Source organism: Neobacillus vireti (assembly GCF_001026695.1).
Lineage (GTDB): Bacteria > Bacillota > Bacilli > Bacillales > Cytobacillaceae > Neobacillus > Neobacillus vireti.
This window is the reverse complement of the sequence record NZ_LDNB01000002.1, coordinates 457,003-480,287: the sequence shown is the minus strand read 5'-3', so window position 1 is coordinate 480,287 and position 23,285 is coordinate 457,003. Positions and strand designations below refer to the sequence as shown.

At 41.8% G+C, this 23,285-nt stretch carries 22 protein-coding genes; all 22 read right to left on the bottom strand.

The annotated features are described in order from the left end of the window. Nucleotides 1-165 precede the first annotated feature (165 nt). The 22 genes from topA to AA980_RS02595 all read right to left on the bottom strand — a co-directional run bounded on the left by topA (nt 166) and on the right by AA980_RS02595 (nt 23,280). Nucleotides 166-2,244 (bottom strand): type I DNA topoisomerase, encoded by a 2,079-nt coding sequence (gene topA, locus AA980_RS02700; RefSeq protein WP_024026822.1) that lies wholly within the window; start codon nt 2,242-2,244, stop codon nt 166-168. A 338-nt stretch (nt 2,245-2,582) separates the two neighbouring features. Then, nucleotides 2,583-3,470 carry a DNA-processing protein DprA gene (gene dprA / locus AA980_RS02695; RefSeq protein ID WP_024026823.1) on the bottom strand — a complete coding sequence of 296 codons (888 nt, stop codon included), beginning with the start codon at nt 3,468-3,470 and terminating at the stop codon, nt 2,583-2,585. 341 nt (nt 3,471-3,811) lie between these two features. Next, on the bottom strand, nt 3,812-4,714 hold the full coding sequence (gene sucD, locus AA980_RS02690; protein WP_024030235.1) for a succinate--CoA ligase subunit alpha: 903 nt from the start codon (nt 4,712-4,714) through the stop codon (nt 3,812-3,814). A gap of 23 nt (nt 4,715-4,737) precedes the next feature. Next, on the bottom strand, nt 4,738-5,898 hold the full coding sequence (gene sucC / locus AA980_RS02685) for an ADP-forming succinate--CoA ligase subunit beta (RefSeq protein WP_024030234.1): 1,161 nt from the start codon (nt 5,896-5,898) through the stop codon (nt 4,738-4,740). A 92-nt stretch (nt 5,899-5,990) separates the two neighbouring features. Then, on the bottom strand, nt 5,991-6,764 hold the full coding sequence (locus AA980_RS02680) for a ribonuclease HII (protein WP_024030233.1): 774 nt from the start codon (nt 6,762-6,764) through the stop codon (nt 5,991-5,993). Between the two features lie 97 nt (nt 6,765-6,861). Further along, a complete protein-coding gene (sdaAA, locus tag AA980_RS02675; protein WP_024030232.1) occupies nt 6,862-7,767 on the bottom strand; it encodes an L-serine ammonia-lyase, iron-sulfur-dependent, subunit alpha in 906 nt (301 codons plus the stop codon). 26 nt (nt 7,768-7,793) lie between these two features. After that, nucleotides 7,794-8,456, bottom strand: a complete 663-nt coding sequence (gene sdaAB / locus AA980_RS02670; protein ID WP_024030231.1) for an L-serine ammonia-lyase, iron-sulfur-dependent subunit beta — start codon at nt 8,454-8,456, stop codon at nt 7,794-7,796. Between the two features lie 179 nt (nt 8,457-8,635). Next, entirely contained in the window at nt 8,636-9,496 is an 861-nt protein-coding gene (ylqF, locus tag AA980_RS02665; protein ID WP_024030230.1) for a ribosome biogenesis GTPase YlqF, read from the bottom strand. Nucleotides 9,497-9,643: 147 nt separating this feature from the next. Further along, the gene (lepB, locus tag AA980_RS02660) at nt 9,644-10,201 is read right to left on the bottom strand and encodes a signal peptidase I (RefSeq protein WP_024030229.1); all 558 of its coding nucleotides are present in this window, start codon (nt 10,199-10,201) and stop codon (nt 9,644-9,646) included. 225 nt (nt 10,202-10,426) lie between these two features. Next, nucleotides 10,427-10,771 carry a 50S ribosomal protein L19 gene (gene rplS / locus AA980_RS02655; RefSeq protein ID WP_024030228.1) on the bottom strand — a complete coding sequence of 115 codons (345 nt, stop codon included), beginning with the start codon at nt 10,769-10,771 and terminating at the stop codon, nt 10,427-10,429. Nucleotides 10,772-10,914: 143 nt separating this feature from the next. Further along, nucleotides 10,915-11,658: a tRNA (guanosine(37)-N1)-methyltransferase TrmD gene (trmD, locus tag AA980_RS02650; protein ID WP_034724802.1), complete on the bottom strand. Its 744-nt coding sequence runs from the start codon at nt 11,656-11,658 to the stop codon at nt 10,915-10,917. Then, the gene (gene rimM / locus AA980_RS02645) at nt 11,655-12,173 is read right to left on the bottom strand and encodes a ribosome maturation factor RimM (protein WP_024030226.1); all 519 of its coding nucleotides are present in this window, start codon (nt 12,171-12,173) and stop codon (nt 11,655-11,657) included. The genes trmD and rimM overlap by 4 nt, the downstream gene beginning before the upstream one ends. 13 nt (nt 12,174-12,186) lie before the next feature. Continuing rightward, on the bottom strand, nt 12,187-12,573 hold the full coding sequence (locus AA980_RS02640; protein WP_024030225.1) for a YlqD family protein: 387 nt from the start codon (nt 12,571-12,573) through the stop codon (nt 12,187-12,189). 77 nt (nt 12,574-12,650) lie between these two features. Beyond that, nucleotides 12,651-12,881: a KH domain-containing protein gene (locus AA980_RS02635; RefSeq protein ID WP_024030224.1), complete on the bottom strand. Its 231-nt coding sequence runs from the start codon at nt 12,879-12,881 to the stop codon at nt 12,651-12,653. Nucleotides 12,882-12,893: 12 nt separating this feature from the next. After that, the gene (gene rpsP / locus AA980_RS02630) at nt 12,894-13,166 is read right to left on the bottom strand and encodes a 30S ribosomal protein S16 (RefSeq protein WP_024030223.1); all 273 of its coding nucleotides are present in this window, start codon (nt 13,164-13,166) and stop codon (nt 12,894-12,896) included. 266 nt (nt 13,167-13,432) lie between these two features. Beyond that, the gene (ffh, locus tag AA980_RS02625) at nt 13,433-14,785 is read right to left on the bottom strand and encodes a signal recognition particle protein (RefSeq protein ID WP_024030222.1); all 1,353 of its coding nucleotides are present in this window, start codon (nt 14,783-14,785) and stop codon (nt 13,433-13,435) included. A gap of 12 nt (nt 14,786-14,797) precedes the next feature. Further along, nucleotides 14,798-15,130: a putative DNA-binding protein gene (locus AA980_RS02620; RefSeq protein ID WP_024030221.1), complete on the bottom strand. Its 333-nt coding sequence runs from the start codon at nt 15,128-15,130 to the stop codon at nt 14,798-14,800. A gap of 143 nt (nt 15,131-15,273) precedes the next feature. Continuing rightward, entirely contained in the window at nt 15,274-18,069 is a 2,796-nt protein-coding gene (locus AA980_RS02615; protein WP_024030220.1) for a VWA domain-containing protein, read from the bottom strand. Further along, complete coding sequence (locus tag AA980_RS02610; RefSeq protein WP_024030219.1) at nt 18,060-19,835, bottom strand: vWA domain-containing protein; 1,776 nt, start codon at nt 19,833-19,835, stop codon at nt 18,060-18,062. Before AA980_RS02610 ends, AA980_RS02615 begins: the two co-directional genes overlap by 10 nt. Before the next feature lie 15 nt (nt 19,836-19,850). After that, on the bottom strand, nt 19,851-20,720 hold the full coding sequence (locus AA980_RS02605) for a DUF58 domain-containing protein (protein ID WP_024030218.1): 870 nt from the start codon (nt 20,718-20,720) through the stop codon (nt 19,851-19,853). Then, nucleotides 20,717-21,724, bottom strand: coding sequence for an AAA family ATPase (locus AA980_RS02600; protein WP_024030217.1), 1,008 nt, complete (start codon nt 21,722-21,724; stop codon nt 20,717-20,719). Before AA980_RS02600 ends, AA980_RS02605 begins: the two co-directional genes overlap by 4 nt. 5 nt (nt 21,725-21,729) lie before the next feature. Beyond that, nucleotides 21,730-23,280 carry a hypothetical protein gene (locus AA980_RS02595; RefSeq protein WP_024030216.1) on the bottom strand — a complete coding sequence of 517 codons (1,551 nt, stop codon included), beginning with the start codon at nt 23,278-23,280 and terminating at the stop codon, nt 21,730-21,732. Nucleotides 23,281-23,285: the final 5 nt, after the last annotated feature.

Below are 23,285 nucleotides of genomic sequence, written 5' to 3'. Positions count from 1 at the left end.
CCTGAAATTCTTCCATAAACATTGGTTAAGTAATATTTTGAATAGAATAGTACTATTTATATATCTTTCCCACATTTAAGTCCATCTAGCATTGTACTATACGGATGAAAAAGAAAAAAGTTTTAAATACTTACAAAAATAAAAAAGAGTGGAACTTTCCCACTCTTAGCTTTGCTGCTCTTCCTTGTAATCACAATTCGAACATTGGACCTGAACACCTTTTTTTAATTTCTTTTCAACTAGCAGCCCTTCACATTTTGGACAGGGGCGAGGTAATGGTTTATCCCATGAGATAAACTCACATTCCGGATATCTGGTGCAGCCATAGAATAGCCTTTTTTTCTTACTTTTACGTTCGATAATTTGTCCTTCCTTACATGTAGGACAGGTAACACCAATTTCCTTGACGATCGGTTTTGTATTGCGGCAATCAGGGAAATTGCTGCAAGCCATGAATTTTCCGTAGCGGCCCATTTTAAACACCATTGGACTGCCACAGTTTTCACAATCCTCACCGGCCGGTTCATCTTTTATTTCTATTTTTTCCATTTCCTTTTCTGCTATTTTTAAATTTGTCTCGAACTCCTGGTAAAATGCATCTATGACTTTTATCCAGGTCATTTTTCCATCTTCAACGTGGTCTAATCCCTTTTCCATTCTCGCTGTAAATTCCACATTTATGATTTCCGGGAAAAATTCTACCATCACTTCATGAATGATTTCCCCTAGTTCAGTAGGTACAAACCGTTTATTATCTAGGGCAACATAGCCCCGCTTCTGAATTGTATCCAATGTTGGCGCATATGTCGACGGGCGGCCAATCCCCAATTCTTCGAGCGCCTTTACAAGTCGTGCTTCCGTATACCGCGGTGGCGGCTGCGTGAAGTGCTGCTTAGGATCAATATCCTTTTGAAACACTTCATCTCCTTCTTTGAGATCCGGAAGCATTTTATCTGGGCCATCTACTTGGTCATCTGTGCCCTCAACATAAAGCTTCATAAAACCAGGAAACTTGATTTTAGACCCGGTAGCTCGGAATTGTACATTTCCATTCTGCAAGTCCACACTCATCGTATCCATGATTGCTTGGGCCATTTGACTCGCCAAGAAACGCTCCCAAATTAATTTGTATAAACGAAATTGATCTCTAGAAAGAAATGCCTTCAAACTATTCGGGTCTCTTAACGTGCTCGTTGGTCGAATCGCCTCATGGGCATCTTGAGTTTTTACTTGTTTTTTTTCTTTCCTTTGATCATTTTTTAAATAATTTTCACCATATTCTGCTTGTATATATTCAGCTGCCTCTGCTTGCGCAATTTCAGAAATGCGGGTCGAATCTGTTCTCATATAGGTAATGAGACCGACTGTTCCTTCTTTTCCTAATTCAATTCCTTCGTAAAGCTGCTGAGCAAGCATCATCGTTTTCTTAGCACGGAAGTTAAGCTTTCTTGCTGCTTCCTGCTGCAAGGAAGAAGTAATAAATGGCGGAGCGGGGTTTCTTCTTCGTTCTTTTTTTGTCACTGAGATGACCTTGAACTTGTTGTCATCCAGTTCCTTAAGAATCGCCTGAACATCCTGCTCGGATTTAAGCTCAGCTTTTTCTTGGCCGGCTAAAGAATGAAAAACTGCATTAAATTGATCATTCCCTTTTAAAAATTCGCCTTCAATCGTCCAATACTCCTCTGGAGTAAAAGCTTTTATTTCTTTTTCTCTGTCGATAATCAGACGCACCGCTACAGATTGAACCCTTCCTGCACTCAGCCCTTTTTTCACCTTTTTCCAAAGTAAGGGGCTGATATTATAGCCAACTAGACGGTCGAGAATCCTGCGCGCCTGCTGGGCATCAACTAGATCCATATTAATCGGGCGGGGATGCTTAAAGGATTCTTTTATCGCATCTTTAGTAATTTCATTGAAAACTACCCGGCAGTCAGATGTAATATCAACATCTAAACTATGTGCTAAATGCCAGGCAATTGCTTCCCCCTCACGATCCGGGTCAGCTGCAAGATATATTTTCTTGGCCTTCTTAGCTGCTGTTTTTAATTCCTTTAGTACTGGACCCTTACCACGAATGGTTATATATTTTGGTTCAAAGTTATTTTCGACATCGACACCCATTTGGCTCCGCGGCAAATCGCGAACATGCCCCATTGATGCCTTAACTTTATATTTATTTCCTAAATATCGTTCAATCGTTTTCGCTTTTGCTGGCGATTCGACGATTACAAGAAAATCTGCCATTTAAATCCTCCTTAAGAGGGAAAGTGTTAAAGCGCCTTGAATCCGGCGAATCCCGTTTCTAAGATGCTTACGAATTGATAAGTTTTCCTAAATCCCAGTATAACAACTTGGAGCGGAGAAAATACTTTACAAAACTGCCTATCCCAAAATTTCAAAATATATGTTAATTACAAGTTTATTTAATCATTTTTTATATATTCTATTTTTCGAACATCTGTTGGAAAATGTATAACATATTAGAAATTATTGCAACCTTTTTAAGCTAATTTCTCCACATATTCAGAAAAAACCTGCTAAATTTGCTAATTTATTTTAAAGATTACTAGTTAATTTTCCGTTTACCTGATTTCTTCTAGAATATCTTTTGCACTGGTCACTAGTTTAGCCCCATGTTGAATCAATTCGTTAGCTCCAATGGAATAAGGATTAAATATGCTCCCAGGCAGCGAAAACACATCTCGTCCCTCGTTAACCGCATAATTTGCCGTTATCAGTGATCCGCTTTTTCGTTTTGCTTCTATAATAAACGTCCCATTGGATAGACCGCTAATGATACGATTCCGTGCTGGGAAATGCCATCTGAGCGGTTTGGTGTCTGGTGGATATTCCGAGACGACAAGTTGTGTTTTCATCATTTCTAATGCGAGTCCCATATTTTCTTTTGGGTAAATATGATATAAACCCCCAGCAATAACTGCGATTGTTTTCCCGCCATTTTTTATTGCGTATTCATGCGCTAGCGCATCAATCCCTTTTGCTAAACCGCTGACAATGAGCACACCATTGTCAATTAATTCGGGGAAGATTAACCTAATAGCATTTTTTCCATATGGTGTCGCCTGCCGTGAACCTACCACGGCAAGTTTTGGTTCTCTCTCAAGTAAAGATAGATCTCCCTTCACAAACAAAGCCCAGGGCGGCTGATAGATTTCTTTTAAATATCGAGGGTATTCCTTATCGATAATCGTAATGACCGTAATATCATTGGTCTCATATTGGCGAATTTGTTCGTGAATTATTTCAGGATGAAGAGATATAATGGAAGATTTGGCAAAGGAGCTTTCGCGGTTAGTCGGTGAAAACAAGGAAATCTGCTGCGGCGTTTGGGTTTGGTGCCGGTACAAGGACTGAAGTGTCGGGTCATTTTTTAACATTTGAAAAACAGTATTCCAGGAGATATTTGGGTAATGAAGCAAATGAATCAGTTTTTCTTTAAAGTCATCCATCTTAAACGATTCCTCCTTAATAGTTAGGCTGTGTTAAAAGAGAATGTTGATTTCCATTCCAGGCGCTTCGCGCGGGGNAGGAGTCTCGCGCCTTCCACTCCAATCAACATTGTGCTCAAAATCAACAATGTTCTTTAACACAGCCAATATTTATTATACATGCAGAAATAGCCCCTCAATTATGAGGGACTATCTGTATTAACTTGATGTAAAATATTAGTGTGTCTGGCTCCAGGCGCCATCGGCTCGAGTCATAAGCCAATCCGTCGAGAAGGTTAAAGAGCAACCTTCCCGCCGGCTCGTCTTATGCTTACCGCCGATAAGCAGGCGCCTTCCGCTTTTCAGTGTGTTTTACATTTTTCGTATAAACCTTGTTCTTTTAATACTTCGATTAAGGTTTCACCCATTACTGATGGGGTATCAGCTACTTTAATGCCGCATGCGTTCATGACGCGGATCTTTTCGTCTGCAGTTCCTTTACCGCCAGAAATAATCGCGCCGGCATGGCCCATGCGCTTTCCTGGAGGCGCAGTTCGTCCGCCAATAAAGCCGACAACAGGTTTTGTCATGTTTGCTTTTACCCATTCTGCCGCTTCTTCTTCAGCCGTTCCGCCAATTTCACCAATCATGATAACGGCATATGTTTCAGAGTCTTCATTAAAAGCTTTTAGCACGTCGATAAAGTTTGTCCCGTTAACAGGATCGCCGCCAATACCAACAGCTGTTGTTTGTCCAAGACCAGCTTGTGTTAATTGATGAACCGCTTCGTATGTTAAGGTTCCAGAGCGGGAAACAACACCGACATGGCCTTTAGTGTGGATATATCCAGGCATGATACCAATTTTACATTCATCAGGAGTGATGACACCTGGGCAGTTTGGACCAACTAAACGAGTCTTCTTGCCTTCCATATAACGCTTTACTTTCACCATATCTAAAACTGGGATATGTTCGGTAATACAAATTGCTAAATCCAATTCTGCATCAACCGCTTCGATAATGGCATCTGCTGCAAACGGAGCTGGAACATAAATGACGGATGCTGTTGCGCCGGTAGCTTCAACTGCTTCTTTCACTGTATTGAATACAGGCACACCTTCAACTTCCATGCCGCCCTTACCTGGAGTAGTACCGCCAACAATTTGTGTACCGTATTCAAGCATTTGTTTTGTATGAAAAAGGGCTGTAGATCCAGTTATCCCTTGAACAATAACTTTTGTATCTTTATTAATAAAAACGCTCACGTTAATTCCCCTTTCTTATGATCCTATTTCACTAATGCAACGATTTTTTGTGCGCCGTCTGCCATGGATTCAGCAGCAATAATGTCTATGCTTGACTCAGAAAGGATTTTCTTACCTAAGTCAACATTTGTTCCCTCTAAACGAACAACAAGTGGAACACTTAGACCAACCTGCGACGCCGCTTCTACTACACCTTCTGCGATAACATCACACTTCATGATTCCGCCAAAGATATTAACGAAAATACCTTTTACGTTTGGATCAGAAAGGATAATTTTGAATGCTTCTGTAACCTTTTCAGCTGTAGCACCGCCCCCAACATCAAGGAAGTTAGCGGGGTCGCCGCCGTAATGCTTAACGATGTCCATTGTTGCCATCGCAAGACCGGCTCCATTAACCATACAGCCGATATTTCCATCTAAGGAAATATAGCTTAAATCATATTTAGATGCTTCGATTTCTTTGGCATCCTCTTCTTCAAGGTCACGATAAGCTAGTACATCTTTTTGACGATATAACGCATTGGAGTCAAAGTTTAATTTGGCATCTAATGCGATTACTTTGCCATCACCTGTAACGACAAGTGGATTAATTTCGGCAATCGAGCAGTCCTTTTCAATGTAGGCATTGTATAAAGCTGTCATGAACTTTACCGCTTGATTGACTAACTCTTTTGGAATATTGATATTAAAGGCGATTCGGCGTGCCTGGAATGGCTGTAAGCCAATCACTGGGTCGATTTCTTCTTTAAAGATTTTCTCCGGAGTCTTTTCAGCAACCTCTTCAATTTCAGTACCGCCTTCTTCAGAAGCCATTAACACAACACGTGAAGTGGCGCGGTCTAATACTAAACCAACATAATACTCTTTTTTGATGTCACAGCCTTCTTCAATGAGGAGACGCTTTACTTCTTTACCCTCAGGACCCGTTTGGTGTGTTACCAAGGTTTTTCCAAGGATTTCATTTGCATATGTACGAACCTCATCAAGGTTTTTCGCAACCTTAACACCACCGGCTTTCCCCCGTCCGCCTGCGTGAATTTGCGCTTTTACGACACACACTTTAGTGCCTAATTCTTTCGCCGCTTCCACTGCCTCTTCAACCGTGAATGCCACTTTTCCGTTTGGAACCGCTACCCCGAATTGCTTGAGGATTTCTTTCCCTTGATACTCATGGATATTCATTTCCCATCCTCCTAAATCTTACTCTTCTAAAAATTGACTCCGTTTTCATTTTATATAATGACAGATACCTTGTCCACCAATATGCAAAAAAATTATATTTTAATAATATCCTTGATTGGTGCGAAGCTTTTTCGATGATAAGGAGTTATCCCATACTGCTGAATCGCGTTTAAATGTTCCTTTGTCCCATACCCCATATTTTGCTGAAAGTGATATCTTGGGTATTCCAGCGAGATTTCCTTCATCAGCTTGTCTCTAGCCACTTTTGCAATAATTGAAGCAGCTGCGATCGAAATACTTTTGGCATCCCCTTTAATAATCGATTCTGATGCGTAGGGAATTTCTAGCTTCATTGCATCAATCAGCAAAAAATCCGGTTTTGGCTGTAACGATGCGATTGCTGCTTTCATTGCTTTTTTTGCGGCCTCATAAATATTAATCTCATCAATTTCGTTTGCATCAATCATCGAAACACTAAATGCCAGTGCTTCTCTGCGAATAATGGCATCGTATTCCAGGCGTTTCTTTTCAGATAGTTTTTTAGAATCATCAATTCCAGCCAAGAAAAAGTCAGCAGGCAAAATGACAGCCGCTGCCGCAACCGGACCTGCAAGCGGACCTCTGCCAACTTCATCGACACCTGCAATCAATTCAAAGCCATTAGAACGCCATTTAGTTTCATAGGTATTCATCTCAAGGAATTTTTCTTTTAACCGCTGTTCCTCCGCAATCTGCTTGCGCCATTTCTGTATTATCTGTTGAACACCCTTGCGCTCATCTTGAAGAATTTGTATCAAAAACGGATCTTGCTCATCCTTAATATTTGCTAATTGTCGTGCTACTTCTGCAATTGTTTGTACCTTCATTTTTTTCACCCGTTGTAATGATACATTGTCATGAGTGATTTTACAATATACAAAAAAGCACACGAAAATCAATATGAATTCGTGTACTATTTTAAGTTTAGGTTATAATTAGATTTTTGAGTTTAACGGTGTTGCCGTTTCCAAATATTTCTTGTTCTAATCTTCTGCCTGTCGGTGTCGCCGCCAGTCCGCCCTCAGCAGTTTCCCTTAACGAAGAAGGCATCGATTGGCCAATCAAGAACATCGCATGAATGACTTCATCACAAGGAATTCTGCTTGTGACACCGGCAAGTGCCATATCCGCTGCCGTAATGGCATTGGATGCACCCATAGCATTCCGTTTTACACAAGGGACTTCCACTAACCCTGCTACTGGGTCACAAACTAATCCAAGCATATTCTTTAAAGTGATAGCCATCGCCTCTGCAGCCTGTTGTGCAGTGCCGCCAGCCAATTCTACAATTGCCGCAGCCGCCATACCGCTTGCAGAGCCAACTTCCGCTTGGCAGCCCCCTGCAGCACCAGAAATAGAGGCGTTATTTGCAACCACGAAACCGAAGGCTGCTGCTGTAAACAAAAATTCAATCATTTCCTCACGGGTCGGCTGCAATTTTTCCTTTACAGCAAATAAAGTCCCCGGCACTACGCCTGCCGAACCTGCAGTTGGTGTGGCACAGATTACGCCCATAGCAGCATTCACTTCATTGGTCGCTACCGCTTTACTGACCGCATCTAATAGAACCTCACCCCCAAGGGCCTTTCCGCTTTTAATATAGTTCTGAATAAGCACAGCGTCACCGCCGGTAAGGCCTGTATGGGAATGGACGCCCCTAAGGCCTCTTTCCACCGCCTGTTCCATTACCGTTAAATTCTTATCCATTTTCGCGATTATTTCTTCTCTTGTTAGACCCGATACTTCTATCTCTTGACGGATCATGATTTCCGCTATTTTTACTTGATTCGTTTCTGCAAGTTGAACAAGCTCCGCTACATTTCGAAACATGATCATCCCCCCTGATGTTGATTAATCTATTCCGCCATCCGAATAATTTTCGTTACATTTGCAAGATTACTTAATTCCTCAATCACCATATTTTCAATTTTTTGGTCGACTTCAATGACCATTAAGGCCATTTCCCCTTTATCCAACCTTGAAACCTCCATATGGCCGATGTTAATTTCATATTTTGATAATACACTAGTTACTGCTGAAATAATTCCAAATCGGTCTTGGTGCACAACCAAGATTGCGGGATGTTCACCGGACAACTTTAACGGGAAGGAGTTTAATTCGGTAATTTCAATGGTTCCGCCGCCAATTGAAATCCCGACCAGCTCAAGTTCTTCGTCCCCGCCATATAGATTGATTTTAACAGTATTTGGATGATCGGTTACTGCTTCTTCAGTCTGAAACACAACCTCTAAACCAAGGTCCTTTGCTATTACCAATGATTTAGGCATTCTTTCATCAAAAGTATCCAGATCTAGAAGCCCCGCAACAATCGCAAAGTCTGTTCCGTGTCCCTTATAGGTTTTTGCAAATGAACCGTATAATGAGATAATTGCCTTTTTAGGAAGTTTGCCAAACAATGTCCTAGCGACCCTGCCAATGCGAGCTGCACCTGCTGTATGAGAGCTTGACGGTCCAATCATGACCGGACCGATAATATCAAAAGCTGATCGGTATTTCATTTAAGTACGCTCCTTTTATCTTGTCATCAATCATAGTCGTTATTTTTATTTTACGAGAATAGTTCCAATGTAACCAGAGATAAATGCTGGTAAAAGTAAAAAAATGAAAGAAATAACGTTTTTCTTTCCCATCGGCTAAAAAATAAGCCCCCCATTCAGGAGAGCTTCATGCAATTTCATTATTCCTTCATTAGATCGGCTGGCCGTTCAAACGTAAGCCGTCCAAATTTCTCCGACCTAATCTCTCTGATCACCAATTCCGATACCTTATCATAATCGACGATGCCGCCAGCCATCAAACAGCCCCGAAGTACACCGATATGATCAAACATTTCAACAACGTTTTCAGACAGACTTTCCAGATTGTAACGTTCTTTTAAACGCTCTGGATAGGCATGTTCTAAAAATCTAAGCGAGTATACGGTCAGGTCCTGAAGGTTTAATAATGTATCTTTAATCGCTCCAGTTATAGCCAATTTCATCCCAACCTCTTGGTCTTCAAACTTTGGCCATAAAATCCCCGGAGTATCGAGCAATTCCATTTCCTTGCCAACTTTAATCCATTGCTGTGATTTCGTTACCCCCGGGGTATTGCCTGTCTTGGCGATATTTTTTTTGGCGAGACGATTGATAAGCGTCGATTTCCCTGCATTAGGAATGCCAACAATCATCGCACGAATCGCCCTTGGGTTAACGCCTTTTGCTCTCATTCGATCAAATTTTTCTTTAAGAATTTCATGTGAGGCTTGGACAATCGTTTTCATTCCTTCTCCAGCCTGAGAATTTATTGCCAGGGCTTTTATCCCTTTATCCGCAAAGTGGGCAATCCATTCCCTTGTCACGTCTTTATCTGCCATATCCGCTTTATTTAACAAGACTAATCTTGGTTTATGCTGGATAATTTCATCAATCATCGGGTTTCGCGAGGAATACGGGATTCTTGCATCAACCAATTCAAAAATAATGTCAACCAGTTTTAACTTTTCCGTGACCTCTCTGCGAGCCTTGGCCATATGGCCAGGAAACCATTGGATCGTCAAAGCTGCCACCTCCTCTAAAAGCGTAAGCGCCTTGACCAGCCTTAGGCATAGCATAAGACAAGCCGGCAGGAAGGTTGCTTTTTAACCTTCATGACGGATTGGCTGTAGACCATAGAGGGGCTAGGCGCTGAAGCTGGATAGTAAGTTCTATTTCACTGTAACAAAATGTGCATCTTTAATCGGCCAATAGACAACATTAGTTTTCCCGATTACCTTACTCATTGGAATCGTTCCGATGTGTCTGGAATCTTTACTCCAGCGGCGATTATCTCCCATGACAAACAATTGCCCTTTCGGAACTGTTTGCCGGCCGATTTTTTCTTGCAAAGTAAACGGATCGGTTAACGGACCGTCCTCTACTTGTTTTTTATATTCATCCAAATACGGCTCTTTATACGCTTTTCCGTTAACATATAACGTATCATCTTTATACTCGATTGTATCGCCTGGCAGTCCAATTACACGTTTTATATAATCCTTTTTCTCCGGGGCATGAAAAACGATGATATCAAACCGCTTCGGCTCTCCAATTTCATAACTGAACTTATTAACAATCATTCGGTCTTGGTCTTTCAATGTCGGCATCATCGATAGGCCATCAACTACAATTGGAGCAAAAAGAAAGTAGCGGATAACCGCTGCCAAGGCTACAGCAATCAACAGGGCCTTTGTCCATTCCCAAAGTTCATTTTTCTTTTTTGTCATACAATCCCCACCAATCACTATTAAAAAAAATGTTTTATACAGCCTATTTTACATAACTTAAACAAATTTAACACGATGGGATTATCTTTTTAATCAAACTTTAATAATTTGTTTAAAAAACAGTAACAATTCGGGGAGTCCAATATGATTATTCTTTCTATCAAAGAAGAAGATATGTATTAAAAAAAAGAGCCTGCTCCTAAAGCAAGCTCTTTCCTTTTCATATTAGCGGATCTCTTTAATTCTTGCTTTTTTACCGCGAAGTTTACGCAAGTAGTAAAGCTTAGCACGGCGAACTTTACCGCGGCGAATTACTTCAAGCTTCGCAATTTTTGGTGTATGAACAGGGAAAGTACGCTCAACGCCTACTCCGTAAGAAATTTTACGAACTGTAAAAGTTTCGCTAATTCCACCACCACGACGCTTAATCACAACACCTTCAAATAACTGAATACGCTCACGAGTTCCCTCGACAACTTTAACGTGTACACGTACAGTGTCACCAGGACGGAACGCTGGAAGATCAGTGCGAAGTTGTTCTTTTGTGATTTCTTCAATCAATTTTTGCATCGTTTTCAACTCCTTCCAACAGATGCTCATGCACATAAATTCCCTTATACCCTGCAGCGGAACATCGTTATAAGACTATCACTGAAATATATCAGCCCAAGTCACAAGTAGTATCATACCATATTTATTGCAGGCTCGCAATATTACTCGCAATCTTTTTTTACTTCTTCTAACCATTTTTCTTGTTTTGCTGTGAGTTCTATTTTATCCAATAAATCCGGGCGTCTTAAAAGTGTACGGCGTAATGCCTCTTTATTCCGCCATTCTTCAATTAATTTATGATTTCCTGACAACAATGTATCAGGCACCTTCATGCCGCGAAAATCTGCGGGTCTAGTGTAATGTGGGTGCTCTAAGAGCCCCGTACTAAACGAATCCTTCTGATGTGATTCCTGATTTCCTAATACTTCCGGTAAAAGACGGACCACACTGTCGATCACGACCATTGCTCCAAGCTCGCCGCCAGTCAGGACATAATCACCAATCGAGATTTCATCCGTTACCACATGCTCACGGATTCGTTCATCATAACCCTCATAATGGCCGCAAATAAATAGTAAATGCTCTTCATTTGCCAGCTCCTCCGCTTTTCGCTGCTCATAGCGTTCGCCTTGCGGGCAAAGCAAAATCACCCTTGGTTTGCTGCTTTTGGCCTTTTCCTTCAGAGCTGCAACCGCATCAAAGATTGGCTGCGGTTTTAATACCATGCCTGCCCCGCCGCCATATGGATAGTCATCAACCGTTGAATGTTTGTTATCGGCATATTCACGGAAATTTACGACATTATAGTTGACCGCTGATTTCTCGGCCGCTTTCTGCAAAATTGATTGTCCCAGCACGCCGGAAAACATTTCTGGAAATAAGGTCAGAATATCAATCTGCATCATGAAAGTAATCCTTCCATTGGCTCAATGATAACGATTTTTTCTTGTACATCCACTTTCTTAACTACATCATGGATATACGGGATTAGGACTTCCTTACCGCCTTTTCCTTTAACCACCCAAACATCATTGGCACCAGGGGAGAGAATTTCAGCTATTTTTCCGATTTCCTCTCCTTCAGTTGTGGAAACAAGGCAGCCGATAATTTCGTGGTAATAAAATTCATCTTTTGCTAATGTGCTAAGTTGTGATTCCGGCACTTTCAAAATTCCGTCCCTGAATTTTTCAACTTCATTGATATTATTAAAACCTTCAAATGTAAGTAATTCAAAATTTTTATGTGTCCTGTGGCTTTTGACTGTTAGTTCAAATGGGGTATTTGAATTTGGCATAAACAAATATAAAACATTCCCGGCTTTATAGCGTTTCTCAGGGAAGTCAGTTTTTGAAATGACTCGTACTTCACCTTTTATCCCCTGTGTATTGACGATTTTCCCAACGTTGAACCATTTTTCCATATTTTTCACACCTCTAGCGAATTTCTACTATTACACCGTCGCTTACGATAATTTCAGATTGGCCAAACCGTTCATCCCAATTGTCACCGACGTTTAATTCTACAAGGGCCTGAACTTCTTTTTCCTTTATTTCACTGCCTAAGGGTAGGATATGTAATTGTTCCGCTTGAAACTCAAGAAGCTTTATTTTTTCTTTGCGCATTTGAATTTCTTTTTCAAATTGTTTTTTTAATGTTCCCGGTGAAAGGCTTTTGGACTTTTCTAACCGTTTTAATTCGAATTGAAGCTGATCGCACTCTTTCTGGAGCTGCAGCTTCTTGGAATGATAACCATTGAAAAGCTGTTGTTTACTATTTTCTGTTAATAGTTGCTTAACGATAACTGCTTGGATTATTTGCATAATAAGGCCCCCTTTTGCATTTTTTATAGCAAAAAAGGGAGGATTTTTATTCCTCCCTTTTATCTAGATGCAAAAAGCTATTCACCAATTTCTAGAAAAATTTTCTTTTGTTGTGATGATCCCGCTGCATATACAACAGTTCTAATGGCCTTTGCAACACGCCCCTGCTTGCCAATCACTTTTCCCATGTCTGTCTTGTTAACAGAAAGCAGATAGGTAATTCGCGAATCGTCTTCCGTGACAAGCACATGCACATCTTCCGGAAAATCAACAAGAGGCTTAACAATCGTTTCGATTAGGTCCTTCATAATCGCCTGCGATTACTTGCTTAATTTTGCATTATGGAATTTTTCCATGATGCCTTGGTTTGAGAACAGGTTCCGAACAGTATCAGATGGTTTTGCACCGTCTTTTAACCATTTAAGAACTAATTCTTCGTTGATTTCTACTTTAGCCGGTTGCGTTACAGGGTTGTAAGTTCCAACGATTTCAATGTAACGTCCGTCACGAGGAGAACGAGAATCTGCTACTACGATACGATAGAAAGGAGTTTTTTTAGCTCCCATACGTTTTAAACGAATTTTAACTGCCATTTTAAATAAGCACCTCCGAATAGTTTCACACAAGATAGTATAATATCAATTCTTAAATCATTTGTAAAGTGTTTTTTCTTTACAGTCATTATTTCCAATAATTCCGCAAAATAAAACGAGTAATTTTTTGAAATTAGATGACTGTCTAGCTCCAGCGCCTAGGGGCTCGAGTCATAAGCCAATCGCTTCGGAAGGCAAAAGAACGCCTTCTGTCAGCGCCTGTCTTATGCTTGTCGCCCCTGACCAAGGCGCTTCCGCTTTTCGATTTAAAACGGTTTAAATGGAAATTTAAACCCGCCTTTTTTCTTGCCTTTTTGCTGCATGCCTGTCATTTGCTTCATCATTTTTTTCATATCTTCAAACTGTTTGAGCAAACGATTCACTTCAGTGACAGTACGGCCGCTGCCTTTGGCAATCCTGTTTTTCCGTTTGGAGTTCAGGATTTCCGGATTATTTTTCTCTGCCTTGGTCATCGACCTGATGATTGCTTCTACATGGGCAATTTGCTTCTCATCGATTTGCATATTATTCAAACCTTTGATTTTGTTTGCACCAGGCATCATTTTTAATAATTCATCAAGCGGACCAAGATTGCGGACCTGGCCGAGCTGTTCCAAAAAATCCTCCAGCGTAAATGACGCTGTCCGCATTTTCTGCTCTAACTCTTTCGCCTTTTGTTCATCGACATTCGCCTGTGCCTTTTCAATCAGGGTCAGCACATCGCCCATGCCGAGAATTCTTGAAGCCATTCGTTCTGGATGGAACGGTTCCAATGCGTCCATTTTCTCGCCAAGACCGACAAATTTAATCGGCGTTTGGGTTACAGCGCGAATTGAGAGTGCGGCTCCGCCTCGAGTATCACCGTCTAGCTTTGTCAAGACAACTCCGGTTAAACCAAGCTGTTCATTAAAGCTTTGAGCTACATTGACAGCATCCTGCCCCGTCATGGCATCAACAACAAGGAAGATTTCATCCGGCTTGGTTAATTCTTTAATGTCCTTCAGCTCGCCCATTAATGCTTCATCGACATGCAGACGGCCAGCCGTATCAATCAAGACATAATCATGATGCTCCTCTTTCGCCTTCTCAATTGCCTGTTTGGCAATTTCAACCGGGCTCACTTGATCGCCGAGAGAAAAAACCGGCATATCTAATTGTTTGCCGAGAGTCTGCAGCTGCTTAATTGCAGCCGGACGGTAAATATCCGCGGCAACTAGCAATGGCTTGCGATTGTACTTCTTTCGAAGCAAGAGCGAAAGCTTACCAGTTGTTGTCGTTTTACCAGCACCCTGCAGCCCGACCATCATGATGACCGTTGGCGGACGGTTTGATGCTGCTATCTTGCTTTGCTCGCCCCCCATTAACGCGGTCAATTCCTCATTAACAATTTTAATGATTTGCTGACCTGGAGATAAGCTTTTTAGTACTTCCACCCCTACGGCACGTTCGCTGACTTTTTTCACAAAGTCTTTGACAACTTTGAAATTTACGTCAGCTTCAAGCAGCGCAAGGCGGACTTCGCGCATCATTTCTTTAACATCCGCTTCCGAGACCTTCCCTTTTCCACGGATTTTTTGGATAGTATTTTGCAGTCGGTCGGCTAATCCTTCAAATGCCATTCATGCCGCCTCCTAATCTAATTTCTCAAGCTCGGCAACAGTTTCTAACATTGCCTGCTTTGAAGGGTTCTCCTCATTAAGCAATTCTTTTACGTGCTTGATTAGTTTTACGCGCTCTTGAAATTTCTGGAATAATCGCAGCTTTTCCTCGTACTCCTCAAGCATTGCTTCCGTCCGTTTAATATTATCATACACGGCCTGACGGCTTACATCATATTCTTCAGCAATTTCCCCAAGGGAGTAATCATCTAAATAATAGAGAGACATATAGCTTTGCTGCTTTGGTGTTAACAACGAATAGTAAAAATCATAAAGATAGTTCATTCGTGTTGTCTTTTCAAGCATCATGCATGGGTTCCCTCCAATACCAATGTTAAGTGAAAAGCCTTTACAAGAGTAGTTTACACAGTCATACTATTTCTGTCAAGAAAATATCTTTACATAGAGGGACTAATAGAAAAGACACTACCGCACTATCCCTATATATATTACTTCTTTCTGTTCTTTGCTTCAAGCAAACGTTTCATGCGTTCTTCCTTTTCTTCAGTGGACACTTCCGGTACGGGATTCCGCTTTTTCGCAACTGTTGGCAGCGAAGGTTCCCGCCGCTTTTCCTTCGTTTTTTCTTGCTTAGATTCTGTTACCTCTCGTTTACTTTCAACCCTTGACTTCACCTTTGCCTTCGCCCTTGAAAGCTGCTTTAATACTGCTGCACCTTCCTGTTCACCTTTTTTCGAGGGTTTCTTCCGCAGGTGCAGTAAGGATAGAAATGGCTGAAAGCCTAGTCTCCTTATTAGAATCTCGAACACAAGCAGGAGGAAAGCAGCTAATAAAAGCTGTTCACTAATTGGTTCTTTGCGTTTTGGCTTTTGTTGTAACGGTCGAAACGCTTCCTTTGCCGCCTGCAATTCTTTTCCGCCTGTAAGCTCCGCGAGCTCTTTTAATAAAGCAGTATTGGTTGCTTTTAACAAATATTCATCCGAATAGGGAACCGAAAAGCCTGTTTGAAACAATTTATCCTGCCCTTCCTCGCTCGTTTGTTTCACACGCAAAAAATACATACCGGGCTTATTTGGAAAACTCACTTCAAATTCACCTGGAGCTGTCGGCTTAGAATTTGTGTCGATGACCGTACCATTTTGTGAAACAACAGATACATCTAATGGACTAAATTGCCCATCTGCTGCTTTTAATTGGACCACCGTATTGTCATTTTCCTTTTCAATTGTAAAACGGAACGGCTCGCTGTCATATTGTGGCAGCGACTTTACTACCAGAGTATTCAAAAATTGCGGCCAGTTAGCCCATTTAGCCCAGTCACCAGACCATTTTCCCGTCATATCAGACGTAAACGCTAAGGTGGTTCCTAAACCATAATGCCATTCTGCAAGAACCGGATCCTTTTTTTCACTAATAAGCGGCACCTGCGCCCTATCTTTCGCGGTTACCGCAATATAGGCATTCATTTTTGGAATTCCCTGTTCAAAAATGGCTGTCCATTCTGGATAGGGCTGCACAACAGGATAAAAAGGATGGTCTTCAATATAGGTTCTTGTGGTCATAACCGTTTCCCTTGAAAGAATGCTCGGAATAACAGACGCATCGGTAACATCGTAAAATCGTCCACTCCCCTGACCGGCAAGGTCTTCTAACAGGTTTCGATCGGCATCCGAGCCTAAGGCAACCGTTGACAACGTTATTTTATTTTTTTTCCCCTCTGAAATAAGCGTTTGATAATCACCGCCAGCGGCTGACTGTCCGTCCGTTAACAAAATAATGTGTTTTCTTTGCAGCTTTAAATCATTTAGCTCTTGATAAGCCTTTTCAAGTGAGGGGTAAATATTCGTTCCGCCGCCAACAGAAACAGAGCGGATTTTTTCAATAACCTTTTTCTTGTTTTCAAGCGGTGCGGTTTCAACAATCACCCATGGGCGGTCATCAAAGGCAATAAAGCCAAGCGTATCTTTTTCCCGCAATAACTCTACCGATCGTGCTGCCGCTTCCTTCGCTAATGTCAGTTTATTGCCGCTCATACTTCCAGACCGGTCAATAACAATTACCAATCCAAGTGAGGGCATCTCTTTTTTTCCTTTAATGTCCATGTCGACAGGTAACAATTTCTCTATTGGTGTTTTAAAGTAACCGCCGAGACCAAAGCTGTCCTCTCCACCGAGCATCACAAAGCCGGTGCCAAATTCTTTGACTGCTTTTTCAATCAAATTCATTTGCTGTTCGCTGACCTTCGTTCCAGGAACATTATTAAAAATGATCGATTGGTATTGCAAAAATCCTGCCAAGGTTGTTGGAAGCCTCTCGGGAATAAGCTTATCGGTGATTAACCCAGAGGCTTGTAAAATTTCTGCTAATGGGTCGTCTTGATTTCCTTGAACTACGAGTACTCTTGGTGTTCCCTTGACATTTGTGACCGCATAGAGGGTATTATTTTCGCTAAAGGTATCCTTTTCCGCGGCAATCTCAGCCTTATAAATCGACATTCCCGGCTCAGCGGCATTATCTGAAAAGGTAAACTCATTTTGCCCCTCTTTTACAGTAACCTTCTCATGGAGAATATCTTTGTTGTTTAAGGAGATTCTTAGATCAGCTGTTTTTTCGACATTACTTGCAATCGAAACCGCAATATTTGCTTTTTCTCCCTCATATAAAGTGGGTGGAACATCCAGCCTTGTGATGGCCATATCCTCACGAAACTTTTGCTTGAATCGGACATAATCTAACTCAAGCCTCTGATTTTTTAATAGTTTCGCAGCCTCTTTACTAGTACCGACCGTTTCATTTCCATCGGATAAAAGGACAATCCTGCCGCTTTGCCCTGTTTTCAGCAGTGAAGCAGCGAAGCCAATTCCCTCTTCTAGATTTGTTTCACCATTTTTCACTTTCCCGTTAAATTGATCTAACACTGTTTTTTTATTTGACAGCGATTGTTCGACAATCACACCATCAGCAAACGACGCTATCGCAAATGATTGATTTGCTTTCTTTGATTGGGTGCTTTCATCAATCCACTCGATTACCCCGGTTTCCGCATCTTCAAAACTTGCGGAGCGATCTGTAAGAAAAATAATCATTTCCTCTTTAATTGGCAGCAAAATTTGCGGAATCGTCAGCGCAAAAATAATCAAGAAAAATAGAACCGCTCTTAGACAGCCAATCACCACTTTTTCAGGACTGATTGAAGCACTTATTTGTTTAAAATATCGATAAACCAGAAAAGAAGCCGGTATTATTAATAGCAGAAGGATGGGATATTTAAGCTCTATAGCCATTTTCGATAAACCTCCCATTCCACCATAAGCAGTGCCAGTACGATGAGCGTCAGCCAAAACCATAATGATTCATTTGGCTTCAAGGCCAGTTCAGTATCATTTGCCGTTGATTGATTTAATCTAAACGACGGGGCTGTCTCCGGTTTTTTTTCGCGATCATCAAGCAGAACTGAGAAATAATACACATGTTCATCAGCTACGGCTTGATAGATTCCTGGTTTATAGGGAGCTTTAAAATTCTCCGTATTTAACTGGAGCGTTGATAAGCTCTTTCCAGTAGAATTATAGATTTCCAAAACGGACTTTTTACTATCAAGCTGAAGCCATTTTTCCTCGCCAGGCTGAAAATAACCAAGAAAGCCTGTTTGCTTTGACAGCCACTGATAGCTATTATAGAGGAAAATTGGAAACCCCGGGTGCAGCGGCCAATCGGTATTCTCAAGCGAAAAATTCATCAGGATAGCCGGCTGTCCATTGATTGTTCCCGTTTGAATCAGCGGGTGTTCGCCGCTAGTTACAATGTTTTCCCAATTTCCCTTTATCGGGTTTGACGCGTATTTTATGTAGGTTTTGCCGAGATCAACATATTCTGTAAGCGGCGAACCCATGCTCTCGATTGGTTCCTTTACTTCTATGAGTTCATCCTGATTTTTGGATTTGTTAATGTAAATAACCGGCATTTTCGGCAATTCATTAACAGGAAGGCCTTCAGCAAGAATGATTCCACTTTCCTTTAATGCTAGAGAGTTTTTTGCATCAAGCTGGACTGCTTTGATGCCCAAGGTTTCCAGCCCTTTAATAAAAAAGGGATTCACTTCGCCAAGTGCATGGATGGTCGGATTCAAGTCTGAGTAAACAGCTGTTAATTCATTATCAGCCGTATAATGATCCCCAGCTTTTATCGACGCTTGATAAAAGCGGTGCTCCGGCAAATCGGGAATATTTATCACCACTTGTCGACCGGCTGGAATTGTTACTTCATGTTGAAAAACAACCGAATCCTCACTGGTAATGACAAAGGGATATGTTACCTGCTTCTTCCCTTGGTTTTCCAAAACGGCCAGTCCGGAAATTCGTTTTTCTTTAGCCGCAACCCCAAAGGAAAGGATGGCGACGTTATCTTGTATGCCGGCAGCATTGTGAATCTCATAGGGGATATTAGTAAGATCTGCTTTCATGTCTGCCTTTTTCACAGAATCAGAAAACAAATGAATCACCGTATCTTTATTGTGTACTAGTGATTCTGCAAGCTTTACAGCCTTTTCGATATTTTCATGTTCGTATGTAACAGTAAGCCCCGCAATCTCCCGTTGAATCACGGCTGCATCGGTTTCCCGGCTCAATAGGATTTTCGGCTTTGCACCGGCAATAATCATGGTTACTTCCTGACCAGTTAAGCGCTCGGCCATTTGCTTCATTTGTTGTTTAGATTGTTCAATGAGCGGCTTGTCCGCCTTCATCGCTGACATTGTTGCCGATGTATCTACAATCCAAATGATTTGATTCCCCTTAATCCCTTCTGAGAACCATATCGGTTTTGCCAATGCCAACATTAATAATGTAAGAGCAGCGATTTGCAGCCAAAACAAGAGATTTTGCTGTAATTTTTGAATCCAAGGCGAGGCATTCCACTCATTCATAGCCTGCTGCCAAAGGAGATTAGCTGGGTTGATGACCGCGTTGTATTGTTTGCGGAAAAAATATAATAACACAACAAAGGCGATAAAAATGACAAGTATAAAAAACAATCTGTTAGCAAAGTACATCTTCATCACCTCTGGTTAATAAAGGATTCTTTTTGCGCAACACTCATGAAACAAAAAATCATTAAGGTCAGCATCATCTGCCGTTAATAAATAACTGAACCCAAATCGGCGGCATAATGCTTCAAGACTGCGATTATGCTCTGTTACTTGCTTTCGATAGTTTACGAGAATCGAATCACTCATCGTAACATTCACACTTTCATTTGACTCACTATCAATTAATTTTACATCGCCCGAATAAATTGGGTCGAGTTCCTCCCTGCTCAATAGTTGGATTAGTTTAACCTCCTGTTTAGCGGCAGCAATTAATCGAAAAAGCGCTTCAAATGAAGCAAGCGGCTCAAGACCGTCCGTGATAAGAATCACCAGCTGATTATTCTTCAAGCTGTTTTTTTGAAGGTTGTCCGTAAATGTTCCTGCTGCTTGCTGTTCTGGTAACTGGAGGATTTCAAAAAATACAGTTTTACCATATACAGACCCTTTCCTACTTACCTTTGCGTATGACACCGACGAAACAGGAATGAACGACAAGCGATCTTCACCGCTAAGAGTAATATAACTAAAGGCGGCAGCGAGCTCCTTTGCTCTTTTCCATTTTGAAACAATTGCCTGCATCGAACTCGAAGCGTCCAAAAAAACGGTAACTGCTAATTCTTGTTCATCTAAAAACCGTTTAATATAATGCCTCTGCGTCCGGCCGTAAATATTCCAGTCTATCTGGCGGACATCATCGCCGGGCTGATAAAGACGAAAATCTGAAAATTCCAGGGAAGCACCAAATTTATTCGCCGTCCTCCCCCCTTTATGAGCGCCGCGCCTCCGGGTTTTCGCCATTAATCTCCGTTTTTGCAGTCGTGAAAGCATGGAATGCATTTGGGCTGTCATCGCTGACTAACATCCTTTCCAGCCTGCTCCAATACATCAGCAATCAGGTCATCCGGGGTCACACCGTTTGCCTCTCCTTCAAAATTCAATAAAAGCCGGTGCCTTAAGACCGGGATGGCCGTCCTCTTTAAATCGCCGATTGAAATATGGTATCTGCCGGCAAATAGTGCTCTCGTTTTTGCCATGTGGATAAGACTTTGTAATCCGCGGGGGCCGCTCCCAAATTGAACATATTGTTTGATTCTTTCCGGTGCTTCCGCTGAAGCCGGATGGGTAGCATCAATTATCGATACGGCCGCATTTAATAAATCATCTGAGACTAAAATTTCCTTCGAGAGCTGCTGTAAGGCTAAGACTTCTGATGATCCTAATATTTTATTTAATTGAGGAACTTTTAGGCCTGTCGTTCTTAAGGCAATCTCTTTTAGTTCTGCTTTGGTCGGATAGCCGACATGAATTTTACAAATAAACCGGTCCATTTGTGCCTCAGGGAGCGGGTATGTGCCTTCCATATCTATCGGGTTCTGCGTTGCCAGCACAAAGAAGGGCTTGGAAAGCTGTTTTGTGCTGCCCATAACAGTTACCGTTTGCTCGGCCATTGCCTCTAATAGAGAGCTTTGTGTCTTGGGAGTGGCCCGGTTTATTTCATCAGCTAAAATAATATGGCCAAACAATGGCCCTTCATGAAAGGCAAACTCCTGCCGGCCGTCGGTTCCCGGCTGCAGAATCATCGTTCCAGTAATATCAGATGGCATTAAATCAGGTGTGAATTGGATTCGATTAAACGATAAATCCAGGCATGACGCAATCGACCGGACAAGCATTGTTTTTCCAAGCCCCGGCAGCCCCTCCAATAACACATGTCCTCCAGAGAAAATGCTCCATAGTACCTGGTCAATCACTTCCTCTTGGCCAACGATAAAATTCATTAGCTCTTGCTTTACCGTCTTAAGCTGTTCCGCTGCCGTGATAAATTGAGTTTCTTTCTCTTTTAATTGTGTCAATTGAGTCACTCCTTATTGGGATCAAGCAATAAAAAATAGTTTTTGACGATTTCTTCTAAATCAGCAGGGAGTTTTACCCGGTCGGTACTTTTTCGATAGACATCTGCATAATTCCCATATACTTCTTGGTAGGAACGAAGCTGTCCTTTTAAGATCGGTCCATTGCCTTCATATTGTTCTGTCGGCCTGCCCTTTCCAATCTTTCCGGAATCTGTTTCAAGATTGTTTTTACCAGCTAATTTCTCTGGAATAGTAAGCAGTTGACGGGAACCCGGCCCCAGCCCGGCACCGGCTCCTCCCGCTCCTGTTCCCGAGCCCTTGCCAGCACCTGTCCCATTTCCGTTTCCAGAGCCATTTCCATTCCCTTGTGAACCATTGCCTTGTGATTCTTTTCCTGAGGGCTGCTGTCCTTGGCCGCTTCCATTTGAAGCGCTTGAAGGATTGCCATTTTTGCTGTTTTGACTGTTCGACTTTCCTCCCTCAGACTGGCTGGATGGATTAACGGCAAGTTGTTCGGACTGAATTCCGTTAGCTAGCATTTCGCTTTGCAGGCTATTAGCCGCCTCACCAAGTGCAGCTTTTGCTTCAGCAAGTTCCGTCAGTTTATTTTCTGAGTTTAGTGCTTCGGAAATCTTCTTCGTGAGTTCTGCTACTTCTTTTTCCGAAAGCTTTTTATCTGAACCACTCATCCTGCTGAGTGCCCTCTTTTGACTTTCGGTTAATGAACTATATTTTTTATTTAACTGTTCCAGTTCTTTTTGGATGTTTTTACTATCCTTCGTTTCCAGAGCAGCCGCCAATTTATTTAAATCACTATTTTTCAATTCCTGCAGCCATGCTTGGAAGTTTTCTTGTTTTTCCTGTTCCTTTAAGGCTTTTAGTTCCAGCTCTTTTTTTTGTTTAGCTAACGCTGATAATGCTTCTTTAGGGTTGGAGGTTTTTATCATTAATTCCTGAGCTTTTTCCAGCGCTTTTTTCACTTCCTTGTTTTGTTCCTTTTTCGCCTTTTCTTCCAGCTTTTTTTCGACCTTCTTCATGATCGCCATTTCCGTTTCTTTTTTTGCCGCTAATTGCAGATTTTGATTGTGCAAAAAATTGAGGAGTGCTGTGAGACAAAAGAAAACCGCAGCTATCAAGAGCCACTTTGGTGAAAAATAGCCTTTTTTCCGTGCCAAAACACGGTGCTGTTCCTTTTTCATCAAGGTGATTGCTTCAGCAAGTTGCAATTTCTGAAGCATCCCCTCTTCATCTAAAAACGATAGGGCTGTTATGACGCGGTCTTCAGGAATATAAGCGTTAAATAGCTGTGCCGCTTCCCTCCACCCCGGCTGATTCCGCCAAATCCGAAAAACAAATACCGGTAGAAGGAGGAAGCAGCCACTCCAAAGCACTTCATGGTAGAAAGGAATGACCAAAACCCGCGCCGCCAATAGGAGCAGCACTGAGAAGACTGAGGCAGCTAGCAGCCAATAGTGGATTTCCACTGCCGTCCTTTTGATTAGGAGCTGCCTGAGAACAGGCTTCAGCAACTGATAAAACTGGCTTTTATCCTCCATTTTCC